We start from the raw sequence: 19,282 nt of genomic DNA, 5'->3' as shown, positions 1-19,282 counted from the left end.
TCGAGGAGCTGCTGCAGGGTGGTGGCCACTTCTCAGCCCAGTCGGCGCAGGGCGTGCCGGGCGGCGCGCGCGGCGTCGAGCACCGGGGGGTCCGCGAAGGCGGCCTCGTCCATCAGGCCGAGTGCTCCCATGGCGGCACGGACGCTGGCCCGCGGATCGCCGTCGATCAGCGGTATCCGTTCGGTACGGGCACCGGCGAGTTCCAGCAACTCGGCGGCGTAGAGGCACTCCAGCGCGATGTCGGCGGGCACCTGCTCTCGGTCAGCGCCGACGGCGTCGAGGAGGGAGGCGGCATAGCTGAGCGGATCGCTGGCCACGTCGGCGGTCATGACGGTCTCCTGTCCTGAAGGTGGGTTGTGTCGAGGCTGAGTCGGTGCGGCAGACCGGGCGGGATGCCGCGGAACATCTGTGGACCGCCAGGACCGTTGTGGACGATCGGGGCCACCTCGGTGGTCGCCGCGAGGTCACCGGTGTGGCTGAGCGCGGGCAGCGCGTCCGGGCAGTCGTCGAGCAATCGCCAGTGCAGCTCCCGAGCCGGATGACGGTCGGGCACCGGCGCGGCGGCGGCCAGCGCAGGGAGCCGGGCGGCGACGTCGTAGCCGGCGGCCGCAGCCCGGGTCAGCGCGGCGGCCAGCGGAAGCCAGGCCGGGTCGCGAACCAGGCGGTCATCGATCTGGACGACGAACGCCCGCCAGGTCGACGCGGCCGCCATGTCGTCGACGTCGTCCGGTTCGCTCTCCAGGTCCGCAGCGATCTGCAGGATGCGGGCGGCGATCAACCGCCGGTGCTCGGCGGTGGGGGCGTCACACCACGCGGCGAGCAGCTGTGGGGTGTGGCAGGTCATCCAGCGGCGACTGATTCGCACGCCGTCGAGTAGCGACATCCAGTCCCCGCGGCCATGCGCGGCGGGGCGGCTCACGGCCTGCCCATCCCGCTGCCGGTCGGTCATGGCTCACTCCCGGGGGGCGGGGTGGGGCCGAGGTCGCGGTCGAACAGTGCCCGACGTGCTTCGGCGGCCTTCGGGCTGTCGTAGTCGGCAGCCCGGGATCGGGCGGGCCAGTCGGTATGCCGGCCGGGCGGGCAACCCGTACTGAGTCGTTCGCTCATCCGGGCGTGGAAGGTCGGTAACGCGTAGCGGTGCCACTCCTCCAGCCCGTGCGGAACCATGGCGGCGGCGGCAGTGATGCGCAGGCAGGCGAGCACGGCGAGCTCCTGGACGAGGTGGGGGTGGGTGGGCCAGCAGGACGGGATGGCGTACGTGGTCTGCCAGGCGTAGGTGTGGTTGAGCCAGGCCGCGACGTCGTCCAGCCACGGCCACAACTGCTGCCGTACGACTGCCGAGCAGGTGGCCGGGTCCCAGGGCCGGTCCAGCAACGGCAGGCCGGTGGGCGCGAGGCCGGCGTCCTCGGCCAGCCGGAGCTGTTCGAGGGCGCGGCGCACCTCCTGCGGCGGCTTGGGAAACGGGACGGCGAGCTGGGAGCTGGTCATCGGATGTCCTGCCCGGTCGGGGCCAGGCCGGCGTTGGCGGCCGCCTCGTGGGCGAGGGCGGCGCGCTCGGCCGGAGGCGCGGTCTCGTCGCGGGCAGCGGCGACACGGTCTCGGGCGGCGGACTGGGCCGCGAGCAGCTCCCCGCCGCGGCGGCCGGTGAGGCAGCGGGTGAGCCGGGCGATCAGCGGTGGAGCGTTCTCCGCGACGACCAGGGCGCGGCCGGGCGGCAGCTGGCGGATCTCCTCCGGTCTCAGCACCGGCACGGTCTCGCCGTGGGTGGATCGTCCCCAGCCGGTTCCGCGGTAGGTGTAGGACGTGCGCCGCACCCGGGTGGTGCCGAGCAGCTCGGAGAGCTCGCGGTAGAAGCCGCCGTCCTTCCCGCCGCCGAAGGCGACGATCACGTTGGTGAGCCCGAACAGGGCGCGGGCTTCGTCCTCGCCGTAGACGAGCACCAGCTGCCGCCAGGTCTGGGCGGCGTAGAGGAAGCTGATCCCGAGAGCCCGGTCGTTGGCCATCCGGGTGCGTAGGGTCGGCAGTGGCGCGGTGGAGGGCAGCTCGTCCAGGCAGGCCAGGAGCGGCGGGCACAGCCGCCCGGTGGGCGCGGCGGCGGCCAGCTGCAGAGCGGTGTCGAGGACGTGCTCGGCCAGCGCGGTCATCAGCGGCGACGCCGAGGCGTAGGGATCGTCGCGGCCGAGCAGGTAGACGGTGCCACCAGCGGATAGCAGCGCCGGAATGTCGGTGGCCGCCCGGCCGGGTCCGGGCACGCACCGGCGGCGGATGTCGGCCTGGAAGAACAAGGCCAGGGCCTGCTGCACGGTCGTCGCCGTGTTGCCGGCGGTGCGCGGATCGCCGCTCAAGGCGCCGTGCAGTAGCCCGTCCCAGAACGGTGCGGCGTGCGGATGGGCGCGCAGGATGTCGGCCGGCTGGTTGGCTGCCTGGGGGTGGGCGGCCCACTCCAGGACGTGCTCGATCGTGCGCCCGGTGAGCGCGGCGGCGTGTAGATAGGCCTGCAGCACCTTGGCCGCCTCGAACGCGTAGAACCGCGCCGCGCTGTCGCTACTGCCGCCGGTGACCGCGCCGGTCACGGTGCCGGCGGTGAATGCCTTGGCCCGGCGTTCGGCGACCATCGGGTCGACGCAGCCGGCGACCGGGTCCCACACCAGCTCCGGCAGGCTTGGCACCGCGCCGAAGGGGTCGAGCACGGCGACTGGGCGGTCGCCGTCGGCGCGGGCGCCGAGGGTAAGCAACAGGTCCTCGGCCTTGGTCAGGGTCACCAGCGCCGGGCCGGGGGCGTCGAGCAGGGCGGGGGCGAGCAGGTCCAGGGTCTTGCCGGAGCCCTGGGGGCCGTAGACGCCGGTGGCGCGGTCGAAGGGCACCCACAGGTCACCGGCAGCGGGGAGGGCGGCGGAGCCCAGCCGCCACCCGACCTCGCGCTCGATCGGCGTGCGGTCTCGGCGTCGGCGAGCTCGGGGCAGGTCCGGGCGGACGATGGGGGCGGCCCGGCGCAGCCGGGCGGAGCCGAGGACCTCGGCGACCTGGCCGCGGGTGGCCATGCCCGCTCCCCCGCCGAGGAATCGGTGCGCGGCGAACGCCGCTGCCCCACTGCCGGTCAGGAACAGCACGAGAACGGTGATGACGGCGGCATACACGGCGCCCGTTCCGGGCAGGGCGGCGGCCTGTGTGTGGTCGAGGCCCGCGGCCGGGTCGCCGGTGAGCAGCCCGCCGACGGAGGCGACCAGGGCGGGCGATCCGGTCGGCCATACCCAGCCGCCACCGGTCACTAGCGCCGCAGCCGCTCGGGCGGCGGGCAACAGCAGCGCGCCGGCGGTCAGCCACACCACGACAACGGCGGCCGGGATCTCCCAACTGGCCGGGCCGACGTCGGGCCGCGGGCGGCCGGCGCTCACCGCCGACCTCCAGGACGTGCAGCGTTCATGACTTCTCCTCGGGTGGAGGCATGGGAGCTCATGCGCGGTTGGGGGCGTGCAGGTCGACGCCGCGGTCGGCCAGCCACGAGACGGGGTCGATCGGCGCTCCGTTCTGCCGAATCTCGAAGTGCAGGTGGACGCCGGTGCTGTTGCCGGTGGAGCCCTGGAAACCGAGCAGTGCACCAGCGGGCACCTGCTGGCCGGGCGTGACGGTGTAGCCGGACAGGTGCGCGTAGCGGGTGACCACGCCGGCGCCGTGGTCGAGCTCGACGAGGTTGCCGTAACCGGCCAGGTTCAGGCTGCCGTCGCGGTCGCAGTAGGCGCTGGTGCATGCGGCGGTGGTCACGGTGCCGCCGGAGGCGGCGTAGACCGGGGTGTTGCGAGGTCCCGCGATGTCGACCCCGGCGTGCAGGGTGCCCCAGCGGGGTCCGTAGCCGGAGGTGACCGTGCCGGTGCTGGGCCGGACCCACGACCCCGCTGGGACCGCCAGGCCGGGGCAGACGCCGGAGACTGCACCGCCGGGGTTGGCGGCGGTGGACTGGGCGGCCGGCCACAGCATGGCGGTCAGCTCTCGGGCCAGCGGCTCCCAGCGGGCGTAGGCCGACCCGTAGGCCGACACCTGCACGATCTGCGCTGCCCGGGTCAAAGGGATCGTCTGCCAGTTGGGCACCTCGACGAGCCGGTCGTAGAAGGCCTCGGCGGCGTAGACGGGATCCATCAACTGCTCGGGGGTGCCCCAACCGGCGATCCACCGCTGCTGGAAGGTGTTGACGCTGTCGTGGTCGGAGCCCAGTCCGTCATGCGCGTACTGCAGGCTGGCGGCGGTCACCGCGGCCTGCTCCGCGGTCAGTTCCGAACTGCTGCCGTCGTTGGCCAGCATCCGGATCCGTGACTCCTGGTAGGCGGTGGCCAGCGCCACGACGGCCGCATACGGCCCGAGCCCGCGCGCCGCGGCGACGTTCACGATGGTCTGCGCCTGCCCCATCTGGACGGCGTCCAGCTCGATTCCGGCGACGGTCGCGCCGGTGCCACCGGTCGAGCAGGCGGACGAGACCGCCTCCGGAGCTGCGAGGACGGCGAGCGGGACAAGCAACACGGTGAGCCCGGCCAGCACCGGTAGTGCGATCGGAACAGCGGCCTTCCACAGCCATCGCGTCGCGTACGCCTGGGCCAATCCTTCTGCCGTCCCGCTCACGCCGGTCCTCCAGCAGTGAGGGCGTCGTTGGTGTAGGTCAGGCGCAGCTCAGGCTCGGTGAGGACGGTCTGCACCTTGAACGGCCGATCGCCGACCAGCCACAGCGCCCGGCCCTTGCCGGCGAGAGCCCAGTCGGTGACCACCCGCTGCGCCACTGGCGTCAGGCCGAGCAGGGTGCCGAGCTCCGCGCCGACGGCCTGGTCCTGGCCGTGCAGCACCCGGGTGTCGCACAGGTGCAGCAGGTCGCGGGCGATGGCCACCGCCTGGGAGGAGGCGTCGCCGGCGGTGAGCATGTCCGAGGGCTTGTGCGCCAGCAGGATCTGCACGTCGGCGTCCCGGCGGGACAGCCGCAAATTGGCGTCCAAGCTCTTCATCGCCTCGGCGCCCAGGCGCATCTGCCGCCAGGTCTCGTCGCGCACGACGATGCGCAGATCACCCGGGTCGGCGATCTCCCGCATCGCCTGCCCCCACGAGTTGAGGCAGGTCAGCGCGATACCGACGGCCTGATCACCGAGCGGCTCCAGCCGGGACAGCGACAGCGACTGGATCGGCGCGCGCCAGTCAACGTCGATGCTGGTGTGGTCGTCGAACAGCCCCGCCAGGGAACCCTTGACCAGGGCGCCAAGGGCGTCACGCAGGATGCGGGTGGCGTCGAGGAAGTGTCGGCGGTCGGCGTACCGGCAGCCGGCGACCAACTCGTCGGGAGGCTCGTCGAGCGCCCGCCACAACTGCGGGATCGTGGGCTCGGTCAGCCGGGTGGCGCCGCCGCGGTAGCCGGTGAGCAGCCGCAGCGCCTCCCCCACCGCGGTCTCCTCCACCGGGCCAAACGGCACAGACTGGGAGCCGACCAGGCCGCGCAGCAGCACGAGCCACCGGGCGAAGATGATCGCCTCACGGCGGCGCGCCTCGGTGGCGTCCAGGCGCTCCCAGCGGTAGCCAAGGGGGCCGAAGGCCAATGGGTTGACCCGGGCGGGCAGGCCCGAGCCGATGACGAACGGCTCCACCCCCAGCTCGCGGCACAGCGGTTCGTACTCGTCCTTGGTGTCCCCCAGGATCAGAGTGCGGTAGCCGTAGCCGAGCATCCGCAGCGCGAACGCCTTGACCGTGGCGGACTTGCCGCGGCCGGGCTTGCCGAAGACGACGACGTTGGGATTGGTGACCGGGATGGCGTCGTCGGTGACCCAACCGACCGGGTCGCAGTAGAACGTCCCTCCGGAGAGCAGGTCGATGCCCATCTGTGCGCCGGTGGGCGGCAGGCCGGGCGTGGGGATCAGCGGCCACGCCACCGGGGTCTGCTCCGAAGTCATCCGCCACACCGACAGCGGCGCCGGTGTCGCGGACCGCCCCCGGCCGCGGCCGCGGGGGCCGCGGCGGGGCACCAGAACGGGAAACGGCCCCCGCTCGCGGGGCGCCGCCGGTGCAGAAAGAGCGGTGGGCAGGCGATGGCCGAAGTCGTCGAGCAGGACGGCGACATCGCGCCCGCGGCGGGAAAGGCGGCGGGTCATCGTCGTCCCCGCCGGTTCGGCAGCCCCACGCCGAGGGGGATGGCAGCGGCAGCGAAGCCGGCATCCTGCGCCAGGTCCAGCCGCAGCGGCACGAATCCGGCGGCGCGAACGGAGGCGGACAACCGGCGGCCGTGCTCGGCCACCGGCCAGGACGCCGGCACAGTGACGCAGGCGGCGACGGCAAGGCGAACCAGTGCCCGGCCGGTGGCCAATTTCTCGTCGGCGGCACCGATTCGCTCGGTGTCCCGGCGCTGGCGAGCCCGCTGCCGGAAGCCCATCCGGGCGCGCAGCTCGTTGCCGGTGGTGGCGCTCATCTCCTCCCGGCCCACCATCCGGGTGGCCCGCTCCAGCGGCAGCGGAGCAAGGAATACCGTCAGGCAGCGCCGCTCCCCCGCCATGGTCGGCACCAGCACGGGGGCCAACGCACCGAGCACCGCCCCCTGGTCGGGCAACAGAATCGTGTCGGTGACCGACGCCCACGCGTCGTGCACGTAGTGCCGCACCTCGGCGCGCGCCTGGGTGGGGCCGGCGGCGGCCATCGGCACCCCCGCGGCCAGCCCCTGCCCGGACGCGGCGGCCAGGTCGGCGGCGACCAGCTGGCCGCGGTCGCCGGGGGCGAAGCCGGTGCGCACCGCGGCGGCCAGTGCGGCGGAGTCCAGCCAAGCCACCGCGGTGCAGCCGACCGGACCGCGCAGTGCGGCCTCGACCTCGGCCATCACTCCGTGCAGCACTCGGGCGCGGCCGTCCACCCCTCCGCCGGCTTCTTTCGCGGCGCGGGCGATCCGGCTCTCGCCGGCGACGACGGTGACGAAGGCCTCGGTGCGCACTGCCGCCGGGGTCAGCATCGCGCCCAGCAGCGCGTTGACATGAGTGGCCAAAGTCGGCGCGTCGCCGCGGGTGTGCGCGTGTTCCCAGGTGGCGCGTTCGGCGCCGTCGTCGGGCACGGTCCGCAGGTGCACGGCGAGGGTGTCGATCAGTTCGGTGCGTGCGGTCAGCTCGCACAGCTCGGCCAGCCCGGCCCCCATCCGATCCCGCTCACCCGGCTCGGCCAGCCCGATGCCCGGGTGGGTGATCCGGGCCACTGCCGCCCAGGTGCGCGCCGCGGAGTCCTGCACGATTACCGGGCGGTCGAACAGCTGCCCGAAGGGCGGCCCGTCGTGGGTACGGATCCCGGCCAACACTCCGGGCAGATCCGCCTCGGCCAGGTCGTCGGCCGTTCCCGATGCGGCGCGGGAGCCGAACGCCGTCCATCCCATGAGGACTCCCATCGCGTGCAGAAGCAGGTCGGCGAACCAGCGGCCGGCCGCACGGCCCCGGACGGGCACCAGCAGCACCGCGGCCAGCAGCGCCCACACCGGCAGCCAGCCGAAGAAGAGCCCCCATGCCTGGGCGTTCAGCGCCAGCAGGGCCGGCATTCCGGAGAGCGCCACCAGGGCCAGTTGGGCGCCGGTCATCCCGAGGAACCAGCCCGAGACGTCCCGGGAGTAGTCGCCGTAGCGGTGCGCGCTCACCGCGCACCTCCATCGGCAGGCCCGTCGCCTCGACGAGGTAGCCAGGGAGCCGGAGGACCGGCATCACCCGAGTCGGCCGAGCTGTCGTTCCGGTCGGTGCCCGTCGGCCCGTACGCGGCCGGACCTGCGGCACCCGGCGGAGGGCCGCCGTCGTCCGTTCGCGCTGAGTGCCCTGCCCCCGCCGAGCCCGGCGCTGCTCGGCCGTGTCCGTTGGAGCCGGGAGCGGCCCGACCGGGTACCGGCGGTCCGTAGTAGTGCGCGGAGTGCCCGATCCCGGCGCCGGAGAGCACGTCGGCTGCCGAGGCGGCCACCCCCGCGGCCAGCCGGCCCGCCTGGGCGGTGCCGACCGTGAGTCCGTGCAGCACGCCGGCGAACCGACCTTGGGTAGCGGAGTCCGCGGTCGACTCACCCTGCGCTCGGTCTCCGGCCAGCTGGGCCGCGGCGCCTGTCGCGGCCACCCCGCCGGAGGCCGCGACGGCCGCGGCCCCCGCGGCCCGTCCACCACCCCGGCCGCCGAGGTTGCCCAGCGCGCCCATCGCGCCGCCGGAGGCAGCCAGCGAGGAGCGAAGCGACGCGCCGCTGGATGTTCCCGGGTCGACGAAGGCCAGTAGCCGGAACAGCGCCAGCGGGCAGATCGCGGCGAGCAGGATCAGCAGGCAGCCGACCACCGCCATGCCGACCGCTTGCTCGGTGCTGGTCTCCTCAGCTCCGGTGACGATGCCCTCGGTGATGGTGACTCCCACGCCGAGGATGAGCACGGCCACCGGGGCAACCAGCAGCGCAGCGAGGAACCAGCGAAGGCTGCGCCAGAACCAGGAGCTCGCCGTCTGTGCCAGCAGCCCGCCGGCCGAGATCGCCGAGGTTGCCGCCAGCACGATCAGGGCCGCCTCGCGGACCAGCATCAGCAGCAGGAAGCCGGCGCTGGCCGGCACCAGCAAGAAGATCGAACAGACGCCCAGGACGGTCGCGACCGTGCCGTCGACCAGATCACGGCCCACGCTGATCGACGGTTCGAAAGAAGCCATGTTGTCGATGCCCAGCAGGCTGCGCAGCAGGGCGGTGGTCAGCCCGGAGACGCCGGTGACCAGCAGCGCGGCCACGCCGACGTAGCCGGCCCAGACCAGCCCGAACTGCAGCAGGCCGATCAGCAGCCGGCCGAGTGTCTCCCCGTCCCGGCGCACCGCCGCGACGCCCAGCTGCACCATGGCCATCAGCGCCGCCACGGTCGCCCCGATGCCGAAGGTCACCGGATACACCGCCGCCAGCGGTCCGTCGGCGGACAGGTCCGGGGTGGCCAAGGCATCGATCACCGAGAAGGCCAGGCCCAGTAGCCACAGGCCTGCCTCCCACAACGAGAGCATGGCGTTGACCCACACATCGGTGACCGCGGCGCCGGCGACCTCGCCGAGCACGCAGAACGGATTGAGCGGCAGGCACGACAGCACCCCGTCGTCGGCAGTCGGTTCCGCTGGAAAAGCCAGCACCGTGGAGTCGGCCGACGCCGTGGAGGCCGTCGCCACCCAGGCCAGCGCGGTCAGGACGAGAACAAGGACCAGCACACGCGGCGACACCGGCCCGCCGCGCCCTCCGAGCGAGCGCCTAGACATAGCGCAGGTCCCGGTAGCCGGCCGCGATCGCGGCCTCGGTTCCCGGCCAGACGGACGGAGCCGGGGCTGGCTCCGGCCCGGGCGCGATCAGCCAGCGGTCGCCGGTCCAGACCATGCGCTGGCAGTCGGCGATTGCGACCCGCGAGGTCTGCTCCACGGTGACGGTGAACTCGAAGTCGACGCACACCACCGCGAAGTCCGGGTCCACCGTGCCCTTGATCAGCCCCATCAGCGGGCGGACCACGATGGCCAACAGCGGCGACCCCGCGCTCGACAAGCCGGCCGCCGAGAGCATGCGCGCCATCCCGTTGACGCCCGACCACGTCTCGGGGGTGGGGCCGTCCGGTGCGGCCCACTCGGAGATGACCCGACGCACGCCGTCCACCGATCCGCTCTCCATCGCGGTCACGTCGATGGCCGCCAGCTGCGCCAGCGCGCCTTCCGGCGTGCGGGGGAAGCCGGTGGGCACCTCTGCCGGACCGATGCCGGTGGGCCGTGGCAGCTCCAGGACGCCGGCGGCCTCGGTCGTCAGCGGGCCGGGCAGCGCGGCCTCCGGCTCGGCGTGCGGCATGGGAGCGGCGGCCAGTGCATCTTGCCGCGACATGTCCGTTGCCGGGGCTGCGGCCTGTGGTGTGGTGTCCGCTGGGCCAGGGTCGTCGTCGGTGAACGTTGTGATGACGGTGAGGATCAGTCCGGCCAGCACCGCGAGCGCCACCAGTGCGCTGACCACGAGAAGCGTCAGCAGCCGAGCCGGGCCCCACTCCGCCGCACCGCTCTCCTGGTGCCTCTGACGGCGGCTCATCAGGTGCACCCGCTGCCGGTGATCGAGCCGAGGATCGTCAGGATCGCGGTGTAACTGATGGCCACCATCACCACCACTGCGATACCCATCGCCCCGTACCGGGAGGCGTGCGGATGAGAGAAGATCCGCCCCACCAGGATGGAGCCGAGTGACACCACCGCGCCGATGCCGATCAGCGCGAGCACGCCCCACTTCACCCAGGCGGTGACGTCGTCGGCGAAGGCCTGCATCCCCGGCGGCGCCTCCGGGCAGACCGCCGCGGTGATCTCCGCTGAAGCCGCAGCCGCCGGCCCAGCGCCCAGCACCAGCACCCCGGCGAGGACGAGTGCGAGGGCCGAGGCCGCGCGAAGCGCCGCGGGCGCGGTTCGGCGCCCGCTGGTCATCGGATCTCCCTCGCCCGGTCGGTCCCAGCCCGCCCCGCTCGACGCCGATGCCGGGGCTGCGGATCCTCGGCCGGCACCAGGAGCGCGGCCATCGACCGGCCAGCGGACGCCACCGGCTTCGGCAGCCGGTCACCGTTGAGTCCGGCGGTCTCCAGTCGCCGGTCGACCGGAACCCGGACCACCCGCCCCAGCGACCGCAACTCACGCAGTCGTGGTCCGCAGCTGGCCTGCACCGCCCGGGGCCAGCGCGCCGGGCCGACCGCGGCGACGACCGGCTCGTCGGCGAGGGCGGCCAGCACGTGCTCGGCCTGCCGGACCGCGGGAACCGTCACCCGGGTAACGACGACGACGTTCGCGTCCTGGATGAGGGAACCGGGTGAGTCGAGCAGCGCGGTGGTCAGCGACCAGCCCGCATCGACCACCAGCAGCCGAGCGGTGTCGTCGGTCTTCGGGGGCGGTGGGAGCTTTCCGTCGCCTGGGCGGCGGGCGAGGCGGACCACGTCGAGTCGACCGCGCCGGCCTCGTCGCCACTCGGCGCCGTCTGTGCCCAGTTCGATGGTTGATGCCGCCGTCAGCCCCGACCGGACCGGTTCGGCGCAGTCGATCAGCTGGACCCGCTGGCTCTCCGCCAGCCCTTCGGCGACCGCCAATGCGACCGTCGAGGCGCCGGCCCCGGCGTGACCGGCCACGACCAGGACGACAGGGCCGCCCACATCATTTGCCGCCCAGGAAGTCGGACCGGCATCCGACCGGTAGGTGCTGCCGGCGACCGCCGTGCCGGACACCTGGCCTGTGCAGACGACATCGTCACTGCTGACCTCGTCGAAGATCCCGGCGCGGATCGCGATCACGGCGGCGCGCAGCGCCTCAACCCTCATCGGCTGGTCACCAGAAGGACGCGCGGGATTGGCGATCGCCAGCGACGACGACGGCGCCTCACGGCTCGTTCGGCCGTTCCTCGATCCCCGACGCGGGGCGGTGGTCTGCATGCGCCGACCGTTGCGCTCCAACCTCCTGTAGTTCTCCAGTCAGCTACGGCACTGAGGTCTCCTGGCGAGGTCAGGCATGCGACGGGCGCCGCGGCGGTGACGGTCGGCCGACCACTGGCGAACTACTGGAGGATTACGGGAGAACCGACGTCGCGTACCGGCCGAAGCTGCGCTGCTCCGGTTCCGGTCAGGACCGCTCGACGAGCGTGGCCAGCAGGCGATTGTGGGTGTCCAGCCAGCCGCGCAGCTGCGGGTGGACGAATCCCACGATCTGGAGTAGATCGGTGTAGCGGTCGCCCAGCGGCTCAGCCAGCAGCGGTTCGTGGTGGGCCACGCGGTTGCGCAGTACGTGCAACCGGGCCACCGGAGCCTCCAGTAGGCGCCGATCAGACCCCGGCAAGTACCCAAAGGCGGGTCGCAGCGCAGGCCAGAGGGAAGCGGTGTAGCGGCGGGCGAGCAGGAACCGCCAGAATCCGAACCCCAGTTCGGCGACGATCTTGCCGGGCAGCAACGGGGCGCCGGCCCGCTGCAGCCGCTGCTTGGCTCGGCTGATGTCGTCGCGGGCGTGCTGGGAGAGCTCTCGGGCGGGGTCGTCGTACCACTGCCCGGTCCGGCCCAGCCGCTGGTGTCGAGCGGTCAGAGCGTCGTGCAGGATGTTGCGCAGCACGACCTCGACGTGGCCCAGGACCTCCCACAGCGCACCGGCGACCCTCGCGTTCCACAGGTAGAGCTCGACCGCACGGTCCAGGTCGTCACCGGTGGCGCGCACGTAGGTGGCCAGACGGGGCACGGACAGGTGACGTTGGATGAGCAGCGCGGTCGCTGAGGCCTGGCCGGTCGCGTTCGGCGATCTTCTGTCTCCGGGTGGAGGCGTGGACATGTCAGACGCGTCCCCGTAGAGTCGACGGAGAAGACCCCGGAACGATCCCTGGCCTCCTCGGCCACATCGCCGGGGTTTCGTCTTGCTCGGGCGCGAAGCGTGCCGTTCCGAAGTCGGTGGACGCCGTCATGTGGGGTCGGGCTGCCGGGGAGCGCCGACGGCGCGCCGTGAAACTCCATGCTTGTCGAGCACACGGCGGACCGCGGTCGGGGAACGGTCGATCAGCTCGGCGATCTGCCTCAGCGAGCGTCCGGCGGCGTACTCGGCGAGGACGAAGGCCTCCAGCTGTGCCTGCAGCCGCTGACTGGGCACGGTGCCGCTGCGGGCGGTGCCGGCGAACGCGGGCAGCGGGCGCAGCTGCGGTCGAGGCGGATACGGCATGGCTGGTGGGACACCTCCCTCGAAGTGGGTGCAGGCTGCGGCCCTTCCTCACGAGGCCCGGTCGAGGAACTGCCTGCGGGCGCGGTTGATGGTCTCCGCGGTACTCATGGGCAGGTCCATCTCGTCCTCGCCGTCGTGGATGGTCACGATCCGCGCGACGTAGGTTTCGGCTTCGGCGCGGCTGCCCTCGCGGTAGGCGACCCACATCGCGTCGAGCAGCACCTTCTCGTCGTCCGGCGCGACGAGCAGAGCGGCGGCCGAGGCGGTGCGGGCCGAAGTCAGGTCGTCGTCGGCGAGTGCAGCGGTGACGACTTGATGGGCGACGTCGCAGATGCCCGCGGTGAGCGTGAGGTCCAGGCCGTCCAGCCACTCGTAGCCCGCGGGCCGCTGGGCGAACGGCGCGCCGGACACCAGCTCAAGTGCGGCCAGCAGATCGGGCAAGCCGTCGTCGCCGCGAACCTCGGCGCGAGCGCGCAGCTGGCGGAACAGGTCGGCGTCGACGAGCACGCCGGTCAACGTGTACCGGCCGCGGTAGCCCGAGCTCAGATGCTTCTCCCCGGTCACCGGGTCGTCGCCGAGCCAGGCGCGGGCACCGGCGGTCATCCGATGCACGTAGGCGCGAACGCTGACCGGGTCGGTCTTGCCGCCGCGAGCCGGTTGCAAGGCGGTGGCGGCCTCGTCGGCGGTGGAACCGTGCGGGCGGGTGGCCAGGTAGGCGACCACCTCTTCATAGCGGCGCCGCCGCCCAGACCTGGCGACGGCGTGCTCGTCGCCGTGCGCGCGGAGGTTGACCGGTCCGAGCAGAGTTAGCCGCGGCCGGGCGCAGTCCAGCGACCACCAATCCGCCAGGTCACGGTCGAGTTGCTCGAGGTCCTCCTCGACCCGCTGACGCAGCCGGGTCGGGTGCCACTCACCTTGCGTCTTCTGACCCTTGCCATCCGCAGCCTTGGCACGGTCCGCACGCGGCACCGGCCCCAGTGCCGCGCCACCAGCAGAAGACCGGCGAGCCGGCCGTGGCTGGGGCGAGCGTTCCGGAGCGTCGCCGGGCTCCTCCGCCGTCGCGTCATCGAGCAGTGCGCCGGCGGCGTCGGTGTGGACCTGCCACGGCCGGTCCCCGTCGGATGCGGGGATGGCGTCGTCCATCGCGTCGCGCTCGAAGGCCAGCAGGGTGGCGATGTCACAAGCCTGTTGGACGGTCAGCTGTGGGGCCGGAAGGGACAGTCCGAGTGCCGAGACGAGCAGCGACCCGTCGTCGGTCAGCGTGAGCAGCCACTCGTCGCCGACCTGGGTGGACTCAACACCAAGTACCAAGGCGACCGCTGCACGCCGCTCCCGGGCTCGCAGGACGGCGGCGGTCTCGGCCAGCTCACCGCCGTCCTGCGGCTGATGAGTAGTGAGGACGATCTGAGGCATCCAGCCGTCGCCGGCTCCGGCGCGCAGTCGCCCGTCCAGCACGTCGTCGGTGTCCCGGTCGATGGCTTCGCGCAGGGCGGTGTGCAGCACGGGATCGGCGGCAGTGTCCACGGGGTGGATGCGGTGCGGCGCCAGGTCGACCAGCTCCTCGCCGAAGCCGACGGTGGTGACGGTGAGCAAGTCCGACCAGCTGTTGACGGCCAGTTCCGCGGCCAGGTGCCGGACGAAGTCCTCACATCGCTCGGCCGGCCCGCTGACGTGGAGCGTGCCGAGGCGTTCCAGGTCTAGCAGCCAGCGGTCTGTGCCGTCGGTGCCGATGGTGACCAGGGTCGGGTAGGGGGCCAGCCGTGCCCGGGCGACCTCGGGAGCGGCGCTGGTGTCCTGGTCGAACTGCACAGACCACCACAGGCGGGTGTCGTCGGCGGTCCACGGGTCGGGCGGAGGACGGTCGGCAGGGGCGTGCAGCCGAAGCTCGAGCCGGCCCCGGCCAAGTCGGGCGGCGACGACGTCCGGCAGCCGCCCGTCAGGATCATCGGAGATCCGGACGGCGAGGCCGCGCAAGGCCAGGTCGAGTGCGGCGTAGTCGGCCGTGCCCGCGTCGGCCGCCGAGGTCACGGCCGTATGCGTGGCCGACAGCGTCGACGGCACCGGGGCCAGCCGTCGACCGGACCGCCGACGACGTAGACGCTGGCGGCGGTGGGCACGCCACATCGCGCCCACACCGGCGGCGAGCAGTGCCCCGCTGCCGGCGAGGACGACCGCCAGCTCCGACGGGACCTGGTCGGCCTCGGCATCGGGGGCGTCGGCTGCCGGTTGCGCTGGTTCGTCGGAGGGACTCACCCATGGCGGCGAGGCCGGCGGTGTCGGCGATGGCGTCGCCGGCACGGGTGACTCGCTCCCCTCCGGCGGAGGCGTCGACGGCGGCGGGTCTTCGGCCGGTGCTTCCGGAGCGGCCGGCGGAGGCGTCGGGTCGGAGCCTTCCGGACCGGCGGGCGGGAGGTCAAGGACCTGCCCGGGGCGGATCAGGTCGGGGTCGGTGAATCGGCCGCCGCCGGGGATCGCTTCACCGGCGTTGAGGTCGAAGATCGGCTGCCAACTGCCCAGCCCGTGCTGCGCGGCGATGTCGGCGAGGGTGTCGCCGGGCCGCACGGTCACCTCGCCGGCGGTCGCTCCCTGCTCGCGAGGCGTGGCGTCGGATGGGAGGACCAGGACCCAACCGGGGCGGATCAGCGCCGGATCGGTCAGGACGGCGCCGTCGGGCTGAGGCCGGCCGCGGTTGAGCTCGAGGATCTCCTCGAACCGCGTCCAGTCCCCAAGGGAGCGGGCGGCGATACGGCCGAGGGTGTCGCGCGGCTGCACCGTGTAGGTGGGGCCGTTCGCGGCAGGCTCGGCTGGCTCGGCATCCGGTACGGAGGAAGGTATTGGTGGCGGCTCGTCGGTCGGCTGCTCTGCGACCACCGGTGGTCCGGCGAGCGCCGGGGCGGCGAGCAGAGGCGCACCCCCGACGCCGACGACGGCGGCAACGAGTAGGCCAGCCAGCTGCTGGGGTGCCGCCAAGCCGGGCAGCCGCAGCGGTGGGAGACCGCGTAACTGGGCGGCGAGCTCGACGGCTACCGACAGGGCGAACACCGCCCACGCGGCCCAGCCGATCACCACGAGCAGGCCGAGGAAGAGAGCACCGTTGTCCGGCCCGCTCAACGCGCCCGTGACCTGTTCCCATGACAAGAGTGCTGTCGGCACGTAGGCGGCGCCGAGCTGCCAGAGCCCGATCGGGACACCAGCGACCGCAGCAATCAGGACGAACAATGCGAGCAGTCGGCGCGACACGTCGAGCGCACGCGGCGTAGTGATCATGGCTCCGCTCCCGCGTCCTGGTCGGTGATGAGGTCGGCGGTCCCGGAGCCCTCCACGGTCATGGTCTGAATGCCGATGAGGCCGAGGAAGGCGGTGGGCTCGGTGATCGTCGTGGTCACCGTCAGGCTGTCGCCGTCCACAACCGTCACCGCGCCCTTCACGCCGTTGCGCGCCAGGTAGTCCTGCGCCGCGGCGACCGCGGCGGCCGGATCGACCCGGACATCTCCAGCGAGAGCGGCGGAGACGTCGAGGGCTTGGCCGCCGGCGCGGGCGGCTTCGTCGGCGATGGCGTTGGCGCGCTGTGTGGCGGCCACCTTGGCGCCGCCGTCGACGGCCAGGCCGATGATCAACAGCAGGCCGGGGACAAGGACGGCGAGGAAGACGCCAAGCGCCCCGCGCTCGGCATCCTGACCTCGAAGGCGCTGTCGTGGGGTCATCGTTCGCGGTAGGCATCGACGGGGCTGGTGAAGGTCGCGTCCACGGTCACCGAACCGGGCAGACCGGGTGCCAGCAGGTCGGCCATGTCGACGACGCACGTGATCGACACGGTGACGTCGCCCGACTGGCCGGGCGGCGCCTGGAAGCCGGCGGTGTCGACATCGACCGTGGTGCGCTCACACCGCAGGTCCTGAGCGGCCAGGGTCCGCTGCGCCTGCGCGCTGGCCAGCATCGTGGCGGTGGCGGGATCGCGGGCGAGGGAGGCTTCCCGGGCGGCCGCGCGAGCAGCCTCGGCGACGGCGCCCTCGGCGACCTGGGTTCGCCCGGCGACGACGGCGAAAGACAGCAGCAGAAGCAGCGCCGGCGCCAACAGCGCCAACTCGACCGACACCGACCCCCGCTCCCCTACCCGGCCGTTCATGGGATGAGCCGTTCCACAGGGCCGACGGCGCTCTGGGTGACCGACCAGCCGGACAGGCCGGGGAAGAGGCTGAGGGAGGTGCCGGTCACGGTCACCTCGATGCTGGTCGGTGAGCCGGCCACGGTGACAGTCCTGCCGGTCAGCAGGTCGGAGGCGGCCTGGTTGAGGAAGTCTTCGGCCGCCGTCCCGGCGCGGGCGGTCGAGGCGGGCTGCACCCGCCCCTCCCGGGCGCCTTCCTGCGCAGCGCCGAGGGCGATCGAGCGGGCGTGGAACCACAGGGCCGCCTGGACCAGCGTCATGACCAGCAACAGCACGACCGGGAACGTGACCGCCAGCTCCACCGACGCCGCGCCGCGCTCCCCGGACAGCCGCCGGCGCACCACGCCGCTGGCCCGGCGGCCAGAGGCATGGCCGAGCCGGAACAGCGGTGGGGCGCCGCGTTGGCTGGCGGAGCGGACCACGGGGGTGGCTACTGGATCGAGTTCGAGCGGGAGGTGACCGCATTGGCGATCACCGCGACCAGTGCGACGGCGATGCCGATCAGCGCCACCGTGATGATCACCTGCTCCACCGACAGCGAGCCGCGTTCCGGCTCGTCGCGCAGCTCGTGGAGCCGCTCGCGCAGCGCCGCGCCGAGGGCGGTCAAGGTGGTGAGCAGCGGCATCATCGGACTCTCCTTCTGAGGGGCATGGCAGTCAGGTGGCCATCAGTCGGGCCAGGGCGGGATAGAGGAACAGCAACAGGAAGGCGATCGATAGCAGCGCAACCGGGGCGGTGAGCTTCTCGCTGGCGGTGTTGGCCGCCGCCTCCTCCTCGGCCAGCAGCTGCACCCGCATCGACTGGGCGCGGGCCCGCAGCGTCGGGGCGATCGAGGCACCCTCGACGGCGGCGACCGCGGCGATGTCGGCGACATCGGCCAGCTCGCCGACCCCGGTGTCGGCGGCCAACCGGCGCAGCCCGTCCCACGGCGGCTCCCCGGCCAGCCGGGCGGCAACCAGCGCGTCGTTGATCCGCCGAAACACCCACCCGTCGCCGAGCGCGGCGGCTCGTTCCAGGGCGATGGTGGGGCCCTCGCTGGCGTCGCGGCGCAGGCTGACCAGGTCCAGATAGGAGCACAGCGCCAGGCGCATCTGGGAGCGGGCGTCGGCGGCCTGGTCACGCACGACGAGGTCGACGACGAAGAAGAGGACGACGGCCAGCGCCAGCGATCCGGCCACCGGGATCACTACGGGCAGGCGGACGCCGACCGTTCCGAGCACGGCGGTGAGCAGCGGCACGAAGGCCGCGCCGAAGGCTGCCAGGCCGACCTTGCGCGCGGCGTAGCCCTCCGGCGTCCAGCCGATCAACGCCAGCGCCTGTCCCGGCACCCGCCGCCCTGCCCCCGGCAACCAGGCGGCGGCCCAGGTACCGGCGCGGCCGGCCCCCCGTGCCCACCGGTCACCCGCCCCCGGAACCGGCCCGACCGGTGCGCGTACCGGGCGCCCGTCCAGGCGGACCAGCGCGTCGGCAAGCCGCGGCTGTTCGACCACCACGGCGGCGCGCAGCAGCAGGAACACGCCAAGCCCGACGACCGCGCCGGAGCTGATCAGCAACGCCTGAGCGCCGCTCACCGGACCGGCACCTCCTCCGGGGCGAGCTCGGTCCGCCGGCCGCCGTCGCGATCGACGAGGAAGCGGGTCGACGGCACGGCCACGGTGAGCCGGCGCATCCACAGCAGACAGCTCACGATCAGCGCACAGATGACCGCCAGCACCAGCTGGCCCAACCCGGTGCCGTAGGGCGCCAGGTAGTCGCCGTTCAGCGCCGCCAGCCCGGCCGCGGCGACCGTGATCAGCAGCAGCCAGCGGGCGTTGGCGCGGGGCTTGGCGCGGTCGGCCTCAACCTTGCGGCGCATGGTGACCTCTTCGCTGAGGCTTCCCGCAAGCTCGGTCAGCACTCGCGCCAGCCCCGGCCCACGCAGCTCCGCGCCCAGCAGCAGGGCGCCGACGACCAGGTCCCCAGCGGCGTCGTCGAGATCGTCGGCGAAGGACAGCAGCGCCCGGGCTGTCGGCCAGCGCGCCTGCAGGCGCGCCGCCAGCGTGATCACCTCCACCTGAATCGGCGCGGGCGCGGTACGGGCCGAGCGGATCAGCGTCTGCTCCAGCCCACCGCCCGCGGCCAGGACGTCGGAGGTGCGGCGCACCCACTCCTGCAGCGCCTCCAGCCGCTCCACCGCGGCGTTGCCGGCGGAGAACTGCGCGAGCAGCCACGGCAGCCCGATAACCGCCAGCCCGACCAGCACCCCGCCGACCGGCCAGCCGGAGGTCAGCCACACGGCGGCCGCCGCCACGGCGGCGGCCGCCCAGAGTGCCCGCTGTCGCCGCGTCGCCGGGCGGTCGACCGACGACGCCGGACGCGGTCTGCGGCGCCGCGGCTGAGCCGGCGGCTCCGGGGCGGTGAGCGCGTGGGCGGCCAGCAGCAGGCCAGCGACCAAGAGCGCTCCACACA

General features: G+C 73.4%; 20 protein-coding genes. All 20 read right to left on the bottom strand.

Translation table 11 applies throughout. The features are described 5' to 3' along the window. Positions 1–32 precede the first annotated feature (32 nt). The 20 genes from BMW62_RS04595 to BMW62_RS04500 all read right to left on the bottom strand — a co-directional run bounded on the left by BMW62_RS04595 (position 33) and on the right by BMW62_RS04500 (position 19,268). Positions 33–329, bottom strand: a complete 297-nt coding sequence (locus BMW62_RS04595; protein ID WP_091929647.1) for a hypothetical protein — start codon at positions 327–329, stop codon at positions 33–35. Continuing rightward, entirely contained in the window at positions 326–949 is a 624-nt protein-coding gene (locus BMW62_RS04590; RefSeq protein ID WP_244523836.1) for a hypothetical protein, read from the bottom strand. Before BMW62_RS04590 ends, BMW62_RS04595 begins: the two co-directional genes overlap by 4 nt. Next, a complete protein-coding gene (locus BMW62_RS04585; RefSeq protein WP_091929646.1) occupies positions 946–1,488 on the bottom strand; it encodes a hypothetical protein in 543 nt (180 codons plus the stop codon). Before BMW62_RS04585 ends, BMW62_RS04590 begins: the two co-directional genes overlap by 4 nt. Continuing rightward, a complete protein-coding gene (locus BMW62_RS04580) occupies positions 1,485–3,395 on the bottom strand; it encodes a type IV secretory system conjugative DNA transfer family protein (protein WP_091929645.1) in 1,911 nt (636 codons plus the stop codon). Before BMW62_RS04580 ends, BMW62_RS04585 begins: the two co-directional genes overlap by 4 nt. A gap of 58 nt (positions 3,396–3,453) precedes the next feature. Beyond that, entirely contained in the window at positions 3,454–4,611 is a 1,158-nt protein-coding gene (locus BMW62_RS04575) for a M23 family metallopeptidase (protein ID WP_091929644.1), read from the bottom strand. Continuing rightward, complete coding sequence (locus BMW62_RS04570) at positions 4,608–6,116, bottom strand: ATP-binding protein (protein WP_091929643.1); 1,509 nt, start codon at positions 6,114–6,116, stop codon at positions 4,608–4,610. Before BMW62_RS04570 ends, BMW62_RS04575 begins: the two co-directional genes overlap by 4 nt. Further along, on the bottom strand, positions 6,113–7,627 hold the full coding sequence (locus BMW62_RS04565) for an SCO6880 family protein (protein WP_211434976.1): 1,515 nt from the start codon (positions 7,625–7,627) through the stop codon (positions 6,113–6,115). Before BMW62_RS04565 ends, BMW62_RS04570 begins: the two co-directional genes overlap by 4 nt. Beyond that, positions 7,624–9,198, bottom strand: coding sequence for a hypothetical protein (locus BMW62_RS04560; protein ID WP_244523835.1), 1,575 nt, complete (start codon positions 9,196–9,198; stop codon positions 7,624–7,626). Before BMW62_RS04560 ends, BMW62_RS04565 begins: the two co-directional genes overlap by 4 nt. Before the next feature lie 28 nt (positions 9,199–9,226). Next, a complete protein-coding gene (locus BMW62_RS04555) occupies positions 9,227–10,036 on the bottom strand; it encodes a hypothetical protein (RefSeq protein ID WP_091929685.1) in 810 nt (269 codons plus the stop codon). Then, positions 10,036–10,419 (bottom strand): hypothetical protein, encoded by a 384-nt coding sequence (locus BMW62_RS04550; RefSeq protein ID WP_091929641.1) that lies wholly within the window; start codon positions 10,417–10,419, stop codon positions 10,036–10,038. The genes BMW62_RS04555 and BMW62_RS04550 overlap by 1 nt, the downstream gene beginning before the upstream one ends. Then, positions 10,416–11,408: a hypothetical protein gene (locus BMW62_RS04545; protein ID WP_244523834.1), complete on the bottom strand. Its 993-nt coding sequence runs from the start codon at positions 11,406–11,408 to the stop codon at positions 10,416–10,418. Before BMW62_RS04545 ends, BMW62_RS04550 begins: the two co-directional genes overlap by 4 nt. Before the next feature lie 187 nt (positions 11,409–11,595). After that, positions 11,596–12,198 (bottom strand): hypothetical protein, encoded by a 603-nt coding sequence (locus BMW62_RS04540; RefSeq protein ID WP_091929639.1) that lies wholly within the window; start codon positions 12,196–12,198, stop codon positions 11,596–11,598. A gap of 216 nt (positions 12,199–12,414) precedes the next feature. Beyond that, entirely contained in the window at positions 12,415–12,669 is a 255-nt protein-coding gene (locus BMW62_RS04535) for a helix-turn-helix domain-containing protein (RefSeq protein WP_091929638.1), read from the bottom strand. A 48-nt stretch (positions 12,670–12,717) separates the two neighbouring features. Next, a complete protein-coding gene (locus BMW62_RS04530) occupies positions 12,718–15,936 on the bottom strand; it encodes a LysM peptidoglycan-binding domain-containing protein (RefSeq protein ID WP_091929637.1) in 3,219 nt (1,072 codons plus the stop codon). Next, positions 15,933–16,373 (bottom strand): TadE/TadG family type IV pilus assembly protein, encoded by a 441-nt coding sequence (locus BMW62_RS04525; protein ID WP_091929636.1) that lies wholly within the window; start codon positions 16,371–16,373, stop codon positions 15,933–15,935. Before BMW62_RS04525 ends, BMW62_RS04530 begins: the two co-directional genes overlap by 4 nt. Next, a complete protein-coding gene (locus BMW62_RS04520; protein ID WP_244523833.1) occupies positions 16,370–16,765 on the bottom strand; it encodes a TadE/TadG family type IV pilus assembly protein in 396 nt (131 codons plus the stop codon). The genes BMW62_RS04525 and BMW62_RS04520 overlap by 4 nt, the downstream gene beginning before the upstream one ends. Before the next feature lie 26 nt (positions 16,766–16,791). Further along, entirely contained in the window at positions 16,792–17,256 is a 465-nt protein-coding gene (locus BMW62_RS04515; RefSeq protein ID WP_244523832.1) for a TadE/TadG family type IV pilus assembly protein, read from the bottom strand. A gap of 8 nt (positions 17,257–17,264) precedes the next feature. Further along, positions 17,265–17,462, bottom strand: coding sequence for a hypothetical protein (locus tag BMW62_RS04510; RefSeq protein ID WP_091929634.1), 198 nt, complete (start codon positions 17,460–17,462; stop codon positions 17,265–17,267). A 28-nt stretch (positions 17,463–17,490) separates the two neighbouring features. After that, entirely contained in the window at positions 17,491–18,405 is a 915-nt protein-coding gene (locus BMW62_RS04505) for a type II secretion system F family protein (protein WP_091929633.1), read from the bottom strand. Further along, positions 18,402–19,268: a type II secretion system F family protein gene (locus tag BMW62_RS04500; RefSeq protein ID WP_244523831.1), complete on the bottom strand. Its 867-nt coding sequence runs from the start codon at positions 19,266–19,268 to the stop codon at positions 18,402–18,404. The genes BMW62_RS04505 and BMW62_RS04500 overlap by 4 nt, the downstream gene beginning before the upstream one ends. Between the last annotated feature and the right edge of the window lie 14 nt (positions 19,269–19,282).

It is taken from the genome of Blastococcus sp. DSM 46786 (assembly GCF_900109665.1).
GTDB lineage: Bacteria > Actinomycetota > Actinomycetes > Mycobacteriales > Geodermatophilaceae > Blastococcus > Blastococcus carthaginiensis.
The sequence above is the reverse complement of the archived record's forward strand: the minus strand, read 5'-3'. Positions and strand labels throughout refer to the sequence as shown.